The organism is Pontimicrobium sp. IMCC45349, assembly GCF_047219225.1.
In the GTDB taxonomy this organism is placed as follows: domain Bacteria; phylum Bacteroidota; class Bacteroidia; order Flavobacteriales; family Flavobacteriaceae; genus IMCC45349.
Map to the genome: position 1 here is coordinate 3019445 of NZ_CP178208.1, position 17363 is coordinate 3036807.

General features: G+C 30.0%; 13 protein-coding genes and 3 tRNA genes. 7 read left to right on the plus strand and 9 right to left on the minus strand.

Going from position 1 to position 17363, the window contains the following annotated elements:
* Nucleotides 1-2 precede the first annotated feature (2 nt).
* Nucleotides 3-1181, minus strand: a complete 1179-nt coding sequence (locus ACLII3_RS13995) for an acetyl-CoA C-acyltransferase (protein WP_412984859.1) — start codon at nt 1179-1181, stop codon at nt 3-5.
* A gap of 132 nt (nt 1182-1313) precedes the next feature.
* Here ACLII3_RS13995 and ACLII3_RS14000 point away from each other — a divergent pair, with 132 nt between their 5' ends.
* From ACLII3_RS14000 to ACLII3_RS14015, 4 genes are all read left to right on the plus strand, one after another.
* On the plus strand, nt 1314-3365 hold the full coding sequence (locus tag ACLII3_RS14000) for an HD family phosphohydrolase (protein WP_412984860.1): 2052 nt from the start codon (nt 1314-1316) through the stop codon (nt 3363-3365).
* A gap of 103 nt (nt 3366-3468) precedes the next feature.
* Nucleotides 3469-3552 (plus strand) — tRNA-Ser (locus ACLII3_RS14005).
* A 5-nt stretch (nt 3553-3557) separates the two neighbouring features.
* Nucleotides 3558-3632: transfer RNA gene (locus ACLII3_RS14010), tRNA-Pro, on the plus strand.
* Nucleotides 3633-3638: 6 nt separating this feature from the next.
* Nucleotides 3639-3712, plus strand: a tRNA-Arg gene (locus ACLII3_RS14015).
* A 237-nt stretch (nt 3713-3949) separates the two neighbouring features.
* Here the strand turns inward: ACLII3_RS14015 and ACLII3_RS14020 are convergent.
* From ACLII3_RS14020 to tsaD, 8 genes are all read right to left on the minus strand, one after another.
* Nucleotides 3950-5128, minus strand: coding sequence for a THUMP-like domain-containing protein (locus ACLII3_RS14020; protein ID WP_412984861.1), 1179 nt, complete (start codon nt 5126-5128; stop codon nt 3950-3952).
* Between the two features lie 7 nt (nt 5129-5135).
* Nucleotides 5136-6224 carry an AI-2E family transporter gene (locus tag ACLII3_RS14025; protein WP_412984863.1) on the minus strand — a complete coding sequence of 363 codons (1089 nt, stop codon included), beginning with the start codon at nt 6222-6224 and terminating at the stop codon, nt 5136-5138.
* A gap of 35 nt (nt 6225-6259) precedes the next feature.
* Complete coding sequence (locus tag ACLII3_RS14030; protein WP_412984865.1) at nt 6260-6760, minus strand: TrmH family RNA methyltransferase; 501 nt, start codon at nt 6758-6760, stop codon at nt 6260-6262.
* A 207-nt stretch (nt 6761-6967) separates the two neighbouring features.
* Entirely contained in the window at nt 6968-7609 is a 642-nt protein-coding gene (locus ACLII3_RS14035) for a DUF4159 domain-containing protein (protein WP_412984867.1), read from the minus strand.
* A 1-nt stretch (nt 7610) separates the two neighbouring features.
* Nucleotides 7611-8315: a 16S rRNA (uracil(1498)-N(3))-methyltransferase gene (locus tag ACLII3_RS14040; protein WP_412984869.1), complete on the minus strand. Its 705-nt coding sequence runs from the start codon at nt 8313-8315 to the stop codon at nt 7611-7613.
* A gap of 6 nt (nt 8316-8321) precedes the next feature.
* Nucleotides 8322-8960 (minus strand): peptidylprolyl isomerase, encoded by a 639-nt coding sequence (locus ACLII3_RS14045; protein WP_412984870.1) that lies wholly within the window; start codon nt 8958-8960, stop codon nt 8322-8324.
* A gap of 91 nt (nt 8961-9051) precedes the next feature.
* Nucleotides 9052-9525, minus strand: coding sequence for a cbb3-type cytochrome c oxidase subunit I (locus ACLII3_RS14050; protein ID WP_412984872.1), 474 nt, complete (start codon nt 9523-9525; stop codon nt 9052-9054).
* A 1-nt stretch (nt 9526) separates the two neighbouring features.
* A complete protein-coding gene (gene tsaD, locus ACLII3_RS14055) occupies nt 9527-10549 on the minus strand; it encodes a tRNA (adenosine(37)-N6)-threonylcarbamoyltransferase complex transferase subunit TsaD (protein WP_412984874.1) in 1023 nt (340 codons plus the stop codon).
* A 233-nt stretch (nt 10550-10782) separates the two neighbouring features.
* Here tsaD and ACLII3_RS14060 point away from each other — a divergent pair, with 233 nt between their 5' ends.
* The 3 genes from ACLII3_RS14060 (at nt 10783) to gap (ending at nt 17360) form a co-directional block, all read left to right on the plus strand.
* A complete protein-coding gene (locus ACLII3_RS14060; RefSeq protein WP_412984876.1) occupies nt 10783-15210 on the plus strand; it encodes a translocation/assembly module TamB domain-containing protein in 4428 nt (1475 codons plus the stop codon).
* 122 nt (nt 15211-15332) lie between these two features.
* Nucleotides 15333-16319, plus strand: coding sequence for a 6-phosphofructokinase (pfkA, locus tag ACLII3_RS14065; protein ID WP_412984877.1), 987 nt, complete (start codon nt 15333-15335; stop codon nt 16317-16319).
* A gap of 39 nt (nt 16320-16358) precedes the next feature.
* The gene (gene gap, locus ACLII3_RS14070) at nt 16359-17360 is read left to right on the plus strand and encodes a type I glyceraldehyde-3-phosphate dehydrogenase (RefSeq protein ID WP_412984878.1); all 1002 of its coding nucleotides are present in this window, start codon (nt 16359-16361) and stop codon (nt 17358-17360) included.
* Nucleotides 17361-17363 lie beyond the last annotated feature (3 nt).

Genomic DNA, 17363 nt, shown 5'->3' on the forward strand with positions numbered 1-17363 from the left:
ATTTATTTACGTTCTATGATTAGTGCAGATGCACCACCACCACCATTACAAATAGCTGCTGCACCAATTTTAGCATCATTTTGTTCTAATACATTTAATAATGTAACAACTATTCTAGCTCCAGAACAACCAAGAGGATGTCCTAATGAAACGGCACCACCATTTACATTAACGTTAGAGTCATCAAGACCTAATATCTTCATGTTAGCTAAACCAACAACAGAAAAAGCTTCATTAAATTCAAAGTAATCAACATCGTCAATAGTTATATTAGCTTTATCAAGAGCTTTAGGTAAAGCCTTTGCTGGAGCTGTAGTAAACCACTCTGGTTCATGTGCAGCATCAGCATAACTTTTTATTGAAGCTAGTGGAGTTAATCCTAATTCATCAGCTTTTTCTTTACTCATTAATACTAAAGCTGCAGCTCCATCATTGATTGTAGAAGCATTTGCAGCTGTAACAGTACCTTCTTTTGTAAAAGCTGGACGTAAAGCAGGAATTTTTTCCATTTTTACATTTGTATATTCTTGGTCTTTGTTTACAATTACTGGCTCACCTCTTCGTTGTGGTACTTCTACAGGAACAATTTCATTATCAAATTTTCCATCTTCCCATGCTTTAGAAGAACGGTTGTAAGATTGAATAGCAAAGGCATCTTGATCTTCTCTACTAAATTCATATTCAGTAGCACATGCATCAGCACAAACTCCCATTGCTTGTTGATTGTAAGCATCTACAAGACCATCTTTTTGCATGCCATCTTCCATTTTTGCTGGTCCAAATTTTTGAGCTGAACGCGCATGATAATAATGAGGTATAGAACTCATATTTTCCATTCCACCAGCTACAACGATATCATTATCTCCTAGAGCAATAGACTGAGCAGCTTGCATAATTGTTTTCATACCAGAAGCACAAACTTTGTTAACTGTCGTACATGGTACATTATCAGGAATTCCAGCATAAATAGCGGCTTGTCTAGCTGGTGCTTGTCCTGTACCAGCTTGAACAACATTACCCATTAATACTTCATTCACTGAGTTTGGACTTAAGTTTATTTTATCTAAAGCTCCTTTAATGGCTGCTGCTCCAAGTTTTGGAGCTGGTACTGTAGATAATGTACCTAAAAAGCTACCTATTGGAGTTCTTACAGCAGAAACTATTACAACTTCTTTATTCATTTTTTTGTGTGTTATTTGTGATAGTTGCGAAATTAATTAAAATTTATAATAAAATAGTATGATTATACTATTATAGTTGCTCAAAATCTCTGCTTTTTTTTATTACTTTTGATAACAAGTACGCGATCGTTCATGAAAGACTTTATAAACAAACTTTATAAGAATCATTCTTTAATTTATAAGGTGCTTCTTTTTATAACAACAACTTTTTTTATTGTTTATTTATTTCCTAAAAGCGGAACTTTTAAATATAGTTTTGAAAAAGGAAAACCTTGGCAATCAGAAAACTTATATGCTCCTTTTGATTTTGCAATTAAAAAGTCTGAAGAGGAATTAAAAGAAGAGCAAAATACTATTAGAGAAAACGCTCTTGTTTTTTTTGATGTAGATACTGTAATAGTGTCGAATGTCAAAAGAAATTATTCGTTAGGGTTTAATGCTATGTTTAATGATTCTATTCAAGAATCTGAAAAGGTTTATTTGTTCCCAAAGGGAATTTCTGTCATTTCAGATATATATAAAACAGGAGTTTTATTTGAAGATTATGACTATGATAATGATAAACTAGTAACAATACTTAATGATAGAACACAAAGAGGTACAACAAAATTCTCAAATTTTATATCACAGAATGATATAAGACCTCTATTAGATCAAAAAATAAAATATTATGGTTTAGATACGTATAATCAAGAATTTTTGGCATTGTTTTTTGATGTTATTAAGCCTAATGCTGTTTTAAATAAGAGTATAACTAACAACTCATTAGAAGAAGATTTAAGTAAAATATCTTTAGTTAGAGGAAGTATAGAAAGGGAAACTTTAATAATATCTAAAGGTGAAGTTGTAGAAGGGAATAAGTTTAATGTTTTAAAGTCATTAGAATCTGAATATGAATCACAAGTTTGGAGTGAAGCTAACTATAACTGGGTTTTAGCTGCTTATACTTTGCTCGTAGCCTTAGCATTATTAATGTTGTTGTTATTTTTACGAAAGTACAGACTTGATGTTTTTGAAAACAATACCAAAGTAACATTTATATTCTTTAATATTCTTTTGATGGTATTGTTGACAACCTTAGTTGTTAATTTTAATTCAGCTTATACTTACATTGTTCCTTTGTGTATTCTTCCGTTAGTTTTAAAAGCTTTTTTTGATGCACGTCTTGGGTTGTTTACGCATGTTATTACAGTGCTTTTATTAGGGTTTGTAGTATCAAATAACTATGAGTACATGTTTTTGCAGATAATAGCAGGTATAGTAACTATTTTAACTGTATCTGAGCTTTATAAAAGAGCAAATCTATTTATTTCTGTAGGACAAATTACATTAATATACATTGTAGCTTATTTTGCTTTTTTTGTTATTCATGAAGGAAGTATTGATAATTTAAAATGGGACACATTTGTTTTATTTATTTTATGTGGTCTTGCTACATTATTTGTACAACCCTTAATTTATGCATACGAAAAGTTATTTGGTTTGGTTTCTGATGTGTCTTTATTAGAACTGTCAGATACAAATGCTAAATTATTAAAAGAACTTTCTAATAAGGCTCCAGGAACATTTCATCATTCGTTAAATGTTGCAAATTTAGCTGAAGCTGCTGCAAATGAAATAGGAGCAAATGCAATGTTGGTTAGAGTAGGAGCACTCTATCATGATATTGGTAAAATGAAAAATCCAACGTATTTTACTGAAAACCAATCTACAGGAATCAATCCGCATGATGAGTTGTCATCACGAGAAAGTGCACAAATAATTATTAATCATACTATCCATGGTATTGAAATAGCTAAAAAGTATAATTTACCAGATAGAGTTATTGATTTTATTAGGACGCATCATGGTACAAGTGTTGTTTATTATTTTTATAATAAAGAATCTCAACTGGAAGGAAAAGAAGTTGACAAGGCAGATTTTATGTATCCTGGACCTAAACCATTTAGTAAAGAAACAGCTATATTAATGATGTGTGATAGTGTAGAAGCTGCTTCTAAAAGTTTAAAAGAGCCTACATCAACAAAAATAAATGCGTTTGTAGAGAACATTATTAACAAGCAAATAGAGAATGAACAGTTCTTAAATGCGAATATTACCTTTAAAGAGATACAATCTATAAAAAAAGTTTTGAAGCTTAAGTTGGCTAATATCTACCACTTACGTATAGAATATCCAGAATAATTAAAATTCATTGTAAAAAAATGAATAAATAGTTTGTGTTCTTTAATATGATGCGTTACATTTGCAACCGCAAAATTATTGCAGAAGTTCATATAACTTTTCAGGAGAGGTGGCAGAGTGGTAATGCAGCAGATTGCTAATCTGTCAACGCGAAAGTGTTGCCGGGGTTCGAGTCCCCGTCTCTCCGCACCTCGGGGTGTAGCGTAGCCCGGTTATCGCGCCGCGTTTGGGACGCGGAGGTCGCAGGTTCGAATCCTGCCACCCCGACAAATAGGTCGCGTAGCTCAGCTGGATAGAGCATCTGCCTTCTAAGCAGACGGTCATAGGTTCGAATCCTATCGCGATCACAAAAAGCCTTAACATATGTTAAGGCTTTTTTGTTTTTGATAAGTTAAATTTGTTATTATAGCTAAAATTTGTTATGTTTCTATTCAACAGTGAAGCTAGCAATTTTAAAGAGAAGAGTTAGTATTTGCTATTCAACAACAAGAAAAGAAATTAAAGAAATCCTTTTCAATAGCTATAGTTTAAGGTTAATGTTATTAGCAAAAAGAGAGGATATGGGCTGCATTAGCAGCCCTTTTTTATGCTTTGTGAGTAAAGACCACTATTTTCTCATTGTCTTTATTTGTAGTGAAGAATAAATAAAGTTCTCCGCCATCTTTTATTTTATGCTTTTTCTTTAGTGTGTTTACTGTTTGTGGAAAGTTTCTTGTGGTTATATTGGCTTTAAGATTTAAAAGTTCGGTTTTAAATATCTTCTTATTATAATCTAACGTTTTTATAACTTTGAATGACCTTCCTGGGAATTCAATTAATTCTTTTGAAGTATATAAATGAGAATGCTTATGTAGTTTACTAATATTTAATTGTTGAGCTACATTCTTGAAAGCTCCAGATTTTAAAATAGCAGTATTTGGTTCATAAATATAATTTGAAACATTATCATAATTAATTGATGATGTACTTTCATCTTTTAATTTATAATTGAAATATTGGTTTCCGTTTTGGTTTATATTTATCGTTTTTAATAAAATATCTGACTTAAAGTCTTTTTGTAGTTCAAATAGAAGCTCTTTAACTTCGTTTTTGAGTGCAACTATATAAATACACTTCACATTGCTTAACTCTTCTATAGCGACACTTATATCTAGCATAGGAGAGGTTTTTATTAGTATGTTATTTGTGTGTTTAAAAAGTAGCTCTAGATTTTCAGGGACATTTGGTAAGCAGTCTTTTAAATAAAATACTTTTCCTTTCGCGTCATGTCTTCTAGAAGGATCTACATATATCCAATCAAAGTTACTTGTTGTTTTTAAATATTCAATTCCATTAGCGTTAATGGTTTTTATATTGTCTACTTTAAGTTTTGAATAATTATGAGAGACAATTTGTGAAAGGTTTTCATTAATTTCACAATGATACACTTCATCAAACTTTTTAGAAAAGTAGTAGGTGTCAACTCCAAAACCTCCAGTTAAATCGATAATAGTTTTTCCTGAGATTAAACTTGATTTATAAGCAGCTGTAGCTTCTGAAGATGTTTGCTCTATATTAAGTTTGTTGGGGTAATAAACTCCTTTAGTGTTGTACCAAGTTTTAAGCTTGGTTTTACATCTTTTTTTAGCTTCAATTTGTTCAACAATTTCATTAGTAGTTACTGCATTTAGCTTAGAACCTTTTAGTAGTAGTTTATTAATATCTGTATTGATATTGTTTTCTATAAAAATCTGATTTTCAATATTTAATATGTTGTTATTCAAATTAAAACTATAAGTTTTTGGTGAGCTGTTTAACTAGCTTGTTTTCAGATAAAAACTCTTTTAAAATTACTTTTAATGCAGTATAAGTTGGTACTGCCACAACCATACCTAACACACCAAATAGAATACCAGAAATAATTATTATTAAGAAGATTTCTAAAGGATGAGATTTGACACTTTTTGAAAAAATTATAGGCTGACTAAAGAAATTATCAACTAGTTGAGCAATTACAAAACCAATCATAACATAACTAGTTTTTGGTAGTATAACTTCACTAAAACTTTGCCCTAAATTACTAGACATAGTTAGCATGGCCATTAAAAATGCACTAACTAATGGTCCAATGTATGGGATTAAGTTTAGTAATGCACATAAAAAAGCTATTACAATGGCATTTTTTATGCCGAATATTAAAAGAACTATTGTGTAAATTATAAAAAGAATAAGTATTTGAAAAACAAGCCCAACAAAATATCTTGATAGTAAATCTTTAATTGTAACTATTGATTTTTTTAATCTAAGTTCTTTATTGTCAGGAATAAAAGTCATGACACTATCTTCAAATAGTTTGCTGTCTTTTAAAAAGAAAAATGATATAAATAAAACAGAAAATAAGCCAATGCTAAAGCTACCTAATCCACTAACAAATGAGTTTAAAAAGTTTGGAATTGCCGCATAATCAAGTTTAGAAAGCAAGCCAGAATCTTTAATTGACTGTTCAACATCTATATTATTTAGATCAAAATGATAAACCAATTGGGTATAAATATCTTGAATATTTGCTTGTAATTCTTCAATATCTAACAATGATAAATTTTGCCCTTGTTCTAATACTAAAGGAATAAATAAGGAAATTATACCAAAAAATAAAGCAATAAAAAGTACCATAGTTACTACTACAGCTATAGTTGTTTTAAATTTTAACCTTTTGCGTAAAAACAAAACAATTGGTCTGCCTATTAAAGAAATAACAGCTGCAATAGCAATATAGGCTATAACCGATTGGATTTTAAATAAAAAATAGAGAAGGATACCAATACCAATAATTATAGATAAGGCTTTTAGTATTCCGTTAGAGATTGTATTAGAATTCATAATGTAAATATAAACTTTTAGGATTATTTATATTACTATAAAGTTTGCTTGGTTATTTCGTATAATGCTATGTTGGTAGCTTGTACAACATTCATACTACTATTTAGACCAAACATGTCAATATGAAAAATCCCATCAGATAATTTTAAAATCTCATCAGATACACCAAAATTTTCGTCACCAATAACTAATGCTATTTTTTGATTTTTGTTAAAACTGGCTTTATGAATAGGAATACTATTTTTAGTAATTTCTAGTGCATATATAGTATAGTTATCTGCTTTGAGCGTTTTTACATGGTCTAGAGCGTTTTGGCTAATTGTAAATGGCACAACTTTTTCTGTAGCTCTAGAAGTTTTAGCCATTTTTCTACCAAGAGTAATATTACTTCCACATAAAATTAATTTTTCAATACCAAAAGCATCAGAGATACGAAATAAGCTTCCAATATTGGGTGCACTGGTGACATTATCGCAAATTAATGTGATTGGAAATTCTCTTTTAGTAAAGTTTGTATTGTAATGATTAAGCTGCAATTTGTTGTCTAAAATAAATAATGTGAGGTAGTGGAATTACATTTATATGATAAATGACTAGGCGCACATCCAAAGCAACCACAAGTATAATGATAATTATTTACGCCAATTGTATAAGTATGGTCGTTAACTTCCATTAAAGAATTAAAAACAAACAAAAGAGTTAGAGTGAAGGCTATTGATTTTGAAATTATTTTCTTCATATCATTAATTTTCAAAAGCATATTTAATGATGTTTGCACCCATTTTAAGTGCTTTTTCACGCACTTCAATAGGATCATTATGAATTTCTTGATCTTCCCAACCATCTCCTAAATCACTTTCAAAAGTAAACAATAAAACCAATCTTCCTTCGTGAAATATTCCTAATGCTTGAGGACGTAAGCCATCATGCTCATGAATTTTTGGTAAACCTTCAGGAAAGCTAAAAGCTGTATTAAATATTGTATGTGTTTTTGGTAATTCAATCAACTCTTTATTTGGAAATACTTTTTTTAATTCTTTGGTAATGTAAGGTTGCATACCATAATTATCATCAATATGTAAAAAACCTCCAGTAATTAAGTAGTTTCGTAAATTTTCGGCGTCCATATCACTAAAAAAAACATTTCCATGTCCTGTCATGTGCAAGAAAGGATATTGAAAAATGTCTGAACTACTAACTTCAACCGTTTGTGGTTTAGGATTAATCTTTGTGTTAATGTTAGTATTGCAATAAGCTATCAAATTTGGGAGTGCTGTAGCATTACTATACCAATCGCCACCTCCTTTATATTTTAGGATAGCAATATCTTGTGCGTATAATACAGAATTGAAAATTAGTAGTAAAAATACAATTGAGTTCCTCATATTATTCGTTAACAAAAGCTGTTGAATGACATGCTACAATAGCTGCTGTTTCTGTTCGTAATCTGGTTTTACCCAAAGTTACAGGAATAAAATTGTGTTGCAAAGCCATTTCGATTTCTTTAACACTAAAATCACCTTCAGGTCCTATAAGTATAGTAACTTCAGTATTGTTTTTAAGTTCGTTTTTTAAAGACTTTCTGTCTAATTCTTCACAATGAGCAATAAATAGTTGCCCAGAAAAATTTTGCTGCATAAATTGTTTGAAACTAATAGCAGAATTTAGTTTAGGTAAGTAATAAGTGAGTGATTGCTTCATAGCAGATTGTAAAATCTTCTCAAAACGTTCAGCTTTTATTACTTTTCGCTCACTATGGTCACAAATAATAGGAGTGATGCTGTCAATACCAATTTCAGTAGCTTTCTCTAAAAACCATTCATAGCGATCATTCATTTTTGTTGGAGCAACAGCAAGGTTTAGTTTATAGTTTTTTGGTTCATGAAATTTTTTAGAAATTATTTCTGCAGTACACTTTTTTATGTTTGCCGAAATTATTTCTGCATTAAACAACCAACCTTTACCATTAGTAATATGCAAAATATCGCCTTCGGTTTTTCGCAATACTTTGGTAATATGTTTACTTTCCTCTTTTGAAAAAGAGAATTGCGTAGTTGATTCGTTAATTTCAGAATTAAAAAATAGCTGCATTATTTATTATCTAGTTTCTTCAATAATTCGTAATACTTTTACTTCTGTGATGCTCTTTTTTTCGTGAGATTTTTGAACCACATAATACCATTTGTTAGACTCTACATCTACAGTAAAAACGTCTTCAACTTGATATTTGTCATTCATAACTTGTTGTTCAAACTCTGGTAACATATCTCCATATGTAAACCAACCAGAATCACCACCTTTTTGACTTGTGTTGTCCATAGAGTGCTTAATAGCTAAATCTTTAAAAGCAATACCTTGTTTTAGTTTTAATATTAAATTATAACGAAGTTCTTCAATGTCTTTAATTGGCATTTTTGTTCCATCCAAAAAAATGTAGTTTACACGATAATAGGTAATCTTGTTTTTTTCTAAAACCTTATAATGTGTTCGCTGGTTGTCTTTTTTTACAGTTTTTGTAGCGCCTTTACTCATTCGCATTATTTCTTCAGATAAACGTGTTTTATGTTTTTCTTCATTAAAGGTAATTAACTTGTTTTGTGCTCCTTTGTAAGCTTTTAAAAATACTTTAGCCTGTTCTACAGTAGTAACAGAATCTAATTGTTTTTTAAGCTTTTTTTGGGCAGATAATGAGATTGTAAAAGTTAACGCAAGTAATACTAAAAAGACTTTTTTCATAGGTTGAAAGTTTGAATTTTATGCAATTAAAAGAATTTTTGAATTTAAATGTATAGTAGCTGCTAAGGTTATTAACATAAATTTCAACAAGTTAAATTGGTTTTCTGATTCTAATGTTTTTTGTTAAGTAGAATTTTATTGTACTGATTATAATATTGAATATAAATATTAGTTGCGCTAATAATGCAACTAAAAATAAAATTGAAATAATAATGTTAATGAGGCTAATATCATCTATTAATGGAATTGAGCTATTGTTAAATGATATATTTAGTTTATTTGCTAGAATAATAAATAACAAGCTTAAACAAGTAATTATTGTATGAATTTTAGATAAAGAATTAATTAGTCTTAAATTGATTTTATGGTACGCAAAGTATATTAATCCAATTTTAAAATAAATTGCAAACAAAAAGAAAGCTATATGTGAATGATGAATAACATAGTATGTGTCATGTGTATTTATATCCAAAACAGATTCTTCATCAAGTATAGTTCTAAATCCTGTAATTAATATTATAACAGCTGTAATCCAAAAAAAATGAAATGACCTTAAGTTTTTCATTTTATATCTTTAATCTAGCTGAAGCTGTAACACTAGTATCTGCAAAATCGTTTTCAAGATATTTTAAGTAACCAACTATTGCTATCATTGCAGCATTATCTGTAGTGAATTCAAACTTAGGCACGTAAGTTTTCCATCCAAATTTTTGCTCACCATCTTTTAATGCTTTTCTTATTCCAGAATTAGCCGAAACACCACCACCAATAGCAATTTGCTTAATGTTAGTTTGTTTTGTCGCTAGTTTTAATTTATCCATTAATATACCAATAATGGTGTATTGAATTGAAGCACAAATATCATTGAGGTTTTCTTTAACGAAATTTGGGTTGTTTTTTGTTTCTCGTTGAATGAAATATAAAATTGCAGTTTTTAATCCTGAGAAACTAAAATTGAGACCTTCAACTCTTGGTTTAGTAAATTTAAAAGCCTTAGGATTTCCTTGTTGTGCTCTCTTATCAATTTCTGGGCCAGCAGGATAACCTAGCCCCAGTATTTTTCCGCTTTTATCATAGGCTTCACCAACAGCATCATCAATAGTTTCTCCAATAACTTCCATGTTAAAGTAGCTATTTACTTTTACTATTTGGGTGTGTCCACCAGAAATTGTCATGGCCAAAAATGGAAATGTTGGTTTATCAAATCCTTCTTCATCAATAAAATGTGCTAATATATGAGCTTGCATATGGTTAACATCTATTAAAGGAATATTTAAACCATAGGCTAAAGACTTAGCAAATGAAGTTCCAACCAAAAGACTTCCCATTAATCCAGGACCACGTGTAAAAGCTATAGCGTTTAAATCAGATTTAGAAACACCAGCTTTTTCAAGTGCTTGATGCACTACAGGAACAATGTTTTGTTGATGTGCTCTTGAAGCTAATTCTGGAACAACACCACCATATTCTTCATGTATTTTTTGACTAGCAATAACATTGCTTAAAATCTTTCCGTTACAAATAACCGAAGCAGCAGTATCATCACAAGAAGATTCAATTCCTAATATGTAAATATTTTGTGAGCTCATTAAGAAAATTTAGGCACAATAATTGTTTAATTTGTATAGCGATAAAACGTCTGTTTTAGCGTTATATTCGTAAATACAAAGAAATGAAAAAAATATAAGCTAACCATCTTTGTAAGTCTTTAAAAAACTTAGCAAATGGTTTCGTAAATATTAAGTTTATTTGTAGTAATTTTTTAACTTTATTACTTATCAAAAAAGTACTTAAAATAGCATTAAAGATAGTAGCAATAATTTTGCTACTCTTTGTTATATTAGTCTTAGTACTTTCCATTCCAGCAGTTCAAACTAGTCTAGGAAAAAAAGCAACAGATACATTAAATAAAGATTTTGGTACAAATATTACCATTGCAAAAGTTGGCCTTCAATTTAATGGTGATGTAGAATTAAAAGATGTATATGTTGAAGATCATAAGCAGGATACACTTTTTCATATTGATGAATTAAATACTTCAATTTTAAGTTTTAAAAAGTTGTATGATAACAAGCTCACATTTGGAGATATTGATATTTATGATTTAACATTTAATTTAAAAACTTATAAAGACGAAAAAGACACAAACTTAGATGTATTTGTAGCAAAGTTTGATGATGATGCACCAAAAAAAGAAAAGAGTGACTTTTTATTATCATCTAGTGATGTCTCTATTGAAGGAGGAACATTTAAGCTTAGTGATGAAAATAAAGAAACCACCGAAATCCTTCAGTTTAATGATTTAAATATCAATGCTACTAATTTTTTAATTCTAGGTCCAGATGTTAGTGCTCGAATAAATAAACTTGCTTTTGTTGATGATAGAGGTGTAGAAGTAAAAAACATGACAACAAATTTCACTTATACAAGAGAACAAATGTTGTTTGATTATTTACAAATAAAAACAGAAAATTCTACACTAAAAGGGAAGTTGCAGTTTGATTATAAAAGAGAGGATTTACAGTATTTTGTAGATAAAGTAAAGGTTACTGCTAATTTTGAAGACTCTAATATTGCACTAGATGATTTAAATGCTTTTTATAATGAATTTGGAGTAAATCAAAATGCAAAATTAAGTACTTCTCTTTATGGAACTTTAAATGACTTAACAGCGAGTCAATTAATACTTAGTACTTCGCGAAATACCATTGTGGATGGAAATATCAACTTTAAAAACTTATTTAATAAAGAAGATGATAACTTTATTATGGATGGTAAGTTTAATAAGTTGTCATCTACCTATAAAGATTTAAAAGCGCTTTTACCTAATGTGTTAGGGAATTCTTTACCTTCAACTTTAGACCATTTTGATACGTTTACTATTACTGGTAATGCTCGTGTTACTTCAAAAACTGTTGATGCAGACATTGAAGTGCTTTCTAAACTAGGTATAATTATTACAGATTTACATTTAGATAAAATTGATAATATTGATGATGCGAGTTATAATGGTAATGTAATTCTAGATGAGTTTAATTTAGGTATATTACTTAATGATCCTATGGTTGGTAATGTATCATTAAATTTAGATGTTGATGGTAATGGTTTTACTGTAGATAAATTAAACACTCAAGTAAAAGGTGATTTATATTCATTTGGTTATAACAATTATGAATACTTTGATACTAAAATTGAAGGAAACGTTCAGAATAAAATCTTTAACGGTAAGCTTGTAACTAACGATGAGAATATTGATTTAAAATTTAATGGACTAGTCGATTTTTCGCAAGACGAAAATATATATGACTTTACTGCTGATGTTGGACATGTAAATCTAAATGCTCTTAATTTTGTAACAAGAGATAGTATATCTGTTTTTAAAGGTTATGTGAAAATGGATATGAAAGGGACTTCGCTAGATGATGCGCATGGAAATATACATGTAAAGAATAGTTTATATAGAAATCAAAATAGCGAATATAAGTTTAATGATTTTGCTGTGTCATCAACTTTTATTGAAGATATAAGGTATATAGAAGTAAATTCACCTGATATAATAAATGGAAGTATAAGAGGTAAATTTATAATTCAAGATTTGCCAAAACTATTAGAGAATTCTTTAGGTGATATTTATACTAATTACAAACCACATGAAATTGGTGAAAATCAATATTTAGATTTCAATTTCAATATTTATAATAAGATTGCAGCTGTGTTTTATCCAAATTTAAAATTAGGAGCAAATACATTTATAAAGGGAAGAATAGAGAGTAATGCCAAAAAATTCAACCTCACATTTAAATCACCTAACATTAAGCTTAATGACTTTTTTGCAAATCAAATACAGCTACGCTTAAATAATGATAACCCACTTTTTAATACTTATGTAGAAGTAGATAGTATAAGCTCTAAGTTCTACGATGTTTCAAAATTTAGTTTAATTAATGTTACCTTAAATGATACATTATATATAAAAACGGGTTTTAAAGGTGGTAAGCAAAATAGAGATGATTACGATTTAAACTTGTTTTATACTATTAATGAAGAGAGCAAGTCTGTTTTAGGATTCAAAAAATCTACAGTTAATTTTAAGAATAACGAATGGTTTGTCAATGAAGAAAAAAATTCACAAAATAAAATTGTGTTTGATAGACTCTTGCGTGATATTAATATTGACAATTTAAAAATGAGTCATAAAAACGAGGAGATTTTACTTAATGCTCAAGTGCTTGATTCTACATATAAAAATATTGATTTAGACTTTAAAGATGTTGATTTGGTAAAAATTACGCCAACTATAGATAGTTTAAAGTTAAATGGTAACGTTAATGGAAAACTAAATGTCTTACATCAAGACAATGTGTATTTACCAGAGTCCAATGTTACAATTGATAATTTTAAAGTAAACGATTTTAATTTAGGCTCATTTAAGGCTAATATTATTGGAAATGAAAGCTTAACTAATTATTCAGTAGATGTAAGTTTAAAAGAAGATTCCAATGAATCTTTATCTGTAAAAGGAAATTTAAATGTAGCAGGTAAAGATCCATCTTTAGATTTAGATATAAACTTTAATAAGTTTATATTAAATCCATTAAACCCTTTTGGCGAAGGAGTTATTACAAGAATTAGAGGAGAAGTAGCAGGAAATGCTAGAGTTACAGGTCGATTGCAACATCCACAAATTAATGGAGAGTTAATTTTAGATGATGGTGGTTTGGCAATTCCTTACCTAAATGTAGATTATGAGTTTGAAGATGATACTAGAATTGCATTAGAAAAACAGAGCTTTATTTTTAATAATGCTGATATGATAGATGTAGAGCACTTTTCTAGAGCAAAGCTTAGTGGAAATATAAATCATGTTAATTTTTCTAACTGGTCACTCGGGTTAAATATTAATTCTGAAAGGTTATTAGTGTTAAATACTGAAGATTCTGAAGATGCACTATATTTTGGTAAAGCATTTGTTAATGGCGATATAGATATATCTGGACCTACAGACCAATTATTTATTGAAGCTAATGTAAGCTCCGAAGAAGGAACTGTTTTTAAAATTCCTATGAGTGATACCGAAGCATTGGGCGAAAACTCTTTTGTGCACTTTTTAAGCCCTGAAGAAAAATATGCTAAAAATGGTACTAATGAAGTTGCACTAGAAAATGTAAAAGGATTAGAAATGGAGTTTAACCTTGACATTTCTGAAAACGCCCAGATAGAAATTATTCTGGATAGAGACACAGGAAGTATTATTAAAGGAAATGGAAACGGAAGTTTACTAGCACAAATTAATACTAATGGGAAGTTTAACATGTATGGTGATTTTATTGTTTCTCAAGGGGATTATAATTTTGTTTATGGTAGCTTGGTAAGAAAGAACTTTGAAGTTGTTCCTGGAGGAACATTAGCTTGGGAAGGTGATCCTTTACGTGCCGAAATAAACATTAAGGCACTGCATAAAGGTATTAGTGCAAATCCTTCGGTATTATTAGATAACCCAATTAATCAAAGTATTCCTGTAGAAGTTGAAATTCATTTAACAGAACAACTAGAGAAACCAAATCTAGATTTTGAAATTAGATTCCCAAGTGTAAATTCTACTCTTAATACTGAGCTTAATGATCGATTAAGAGATAAGGATAAACGTGAATTTCAAGCTATGTCCTTATTAGCTACAGGCTCTTTTAGAAGTGAATTAGCATTCGACTCTAGTGATGTGTATGGATTAGTGTCAGATGGTGTTACAAGCATGCTAAACGAGCTATTCGCTGATGATGAGAATAAAGTAAAACTAGGATTAGACCTAGATCTGGGTAAAAACACACCAGACTATGAAACAGATAGTAAAGTTGCCGTTACACTTTCTACAAAACTTAGTGATAGGATTTTAGTAAATGGTAAAGTTGGTGTTCCAGTTGGTGGTGTGAGTGAATCAACAGTAGCTGGAGATTTTGAAGTACAAGTATTGCTAAACGAAGATAGAACACTGTCACTTAAATTCTTTAACAGAGAAAACAGTATTCAAAATTTTGGAGAGCAAATAGGTTATACACAAGGTGTCGGACTTTCATATAATATCGAATTTGATAATCTAAAAGAGCTGCTTCAAAAAATGTTTAAAAACAACAAGAAGAAGAAAGCTTCTATAGTTGAGGAAAAAAAGGTAGAAAGTTCAGATAATGGTCTTCCAGAACACTACACATTTAAGCAAAAAGACTCCACAAAAACTAAGAAAATCAAAAAAAATTAAGCGTTTTTAAAAATAGTTATTAACGAAAACGTTTGAATTTTACGTTTTCGTTAAATTATGATATTTATTAGTTTTTTTAGACAGTAAGTTTTTTAATTTTACTCTACTAAAGTTAAAAAACTATGACAAAACAGATAAGAAAAATTGGTGTAATGACCTCTGGAGGAGATGCTCCAGGGATGAATGCAGCTATTAGATCTGTGGTTCGTACGTGTGCATTTCATAATATAGAATGTATAGGAATTTATCGTGGTTATGAAGGTATGATTGAGGGAGATTTTAAAATTCTAGATGCACGTAGTGTAAATCACATTATTCATAAAGGTGGAACTTTTTTAAAGTCTGCAAGATCCAAAGAATTTAGAACTAAAGAAGGACGTCAAAAAGCATATTTACAATTAAAAAGTGTTGGTATTGATGCTTTAGTTTTAATTGGTGGTGATGGTACTTTTACTGGAGGGATGATTTTTAATCAAGAGTTTAACTTCCCAGTTATAGGTATTCCAGGAACTATAGATAATGATATACTAGGTACTAATTTCACTTTGGGCTATGATACAGCTTTAAATACTGCTGTAGAAGCTATAGATAAAATTAGAGATACTGCAAGTTCACATAAACGCTTGTTTTTTGTTGAAGTAATGGGACGCGATGTTGGGCATATTGCTTTAAATGCAGGTGTTGGAGCAGGAGCAGAAGAGATATTAGTGCCAGAGGAAGATTTAGGATTGGATAGATTGTTAGAGTCCTTAGAAAAAAGTCGAAAAACAGGTAAATCTTCAAGTATAGTTGTAGTGGCCGAAGGAGATAAAACAGGTAAAAATGTTTTTGAATTAGCCGATTATGTAGAAGAGAATCTAGAAGGATATGATGTAAGAGTATCTGTGCTTGGTCATATGCAACGTGGAGGTTCGCCATCTTGTTTTGATAGAGTATTAGCTAGTAGAATGGGAGTTAAAGCTGTAGAATCTTTAATGGAAGGTAAATCTAATTTTATGGTAGGAACTATTAATAATAAGTTAGAATTATATCCTATAGATAAAGCGGTAAAGGGACATTCTGAGATTGACCATGAGTTATTGAGAGTGTCAGATATAATGAGTATTTAATAAAAAATAGAATAAAAGAATTCAAATAAATAAGAAAACATGTCAAAAGTAAAAATAGGAATTAACGGTTTCGGTAGAATTGGTAGAATAGCATTTAGAATTGCTGCTCAAAGACCAGATGTAGAGGTTGTAGGTGTAAATGACTTACTTGATGTAGAGCATTTAGCGTATTTGCTAAAATACGATTCTGTTCATGGTAGATTTGATGGTGACATTGAAGTAAAAAATGGAAACTTAGTAGTAAACGGAAATGAGATTAGAGTAACTACTGAACGTAATCCAGAAGATTTAAAATGGGACGCAGTTGGAGCTGAAGTGGTATTAGATTGTACAGGTATTTTTACAACGCTTGAAGGTGCTGGTAAACACATAACAGCTGGTGCTAAAAAAGTAGCTATTTCTGCACCTTCTAAAGATGCTCCAATGTTTGTAATGGGAGTGAACCACGATAAAATAACAGCTGAAGATACAATCGTTTCTAATGCATCTTGTACAACTAACTGTTTAGCACCTTTAGCTAAAGTTATAAATGATAAATTTGGAATTGTTGAAGGTTTAATGACAACTGTACATGCAGCCACAGCAACTCAATTAACTGTTGATGGACCATCTCGTAAAAATTACAGAATAGGTCGTTCTGCAATCAATAACATTGTACCTACAAGTACTGGAGCAGCAAAAGCTGTTGGTAAAGTAATTCCTGAATTAAATGGGAAATTAACAGGAATGGCATTTAGAGTACCTACTGTAGATGTATCTGTAGTAGACTTAACGTGTCGCTTAGAAAAATCTGCTTCTTTTGATGAGATTAAAGCTGCTATTAAAGAAGCTTCAGAGAATGAAATGGAAGGTGTTTTAGGATATACTGAAGAAGGTGTAGTATCTCAAGATTTTGTTTCAGAAACTAAAACAAGTACGTTTGATGCTGATGCAAGTATTGGGTTAAATGATAACTTTGTAAAGTTAGTATCTTGGTACGATAACGAGTATGGTTATTCAGCTAAGTTAGTAGATTTAGCACAGCACATTAGCGCACTTTAGTAA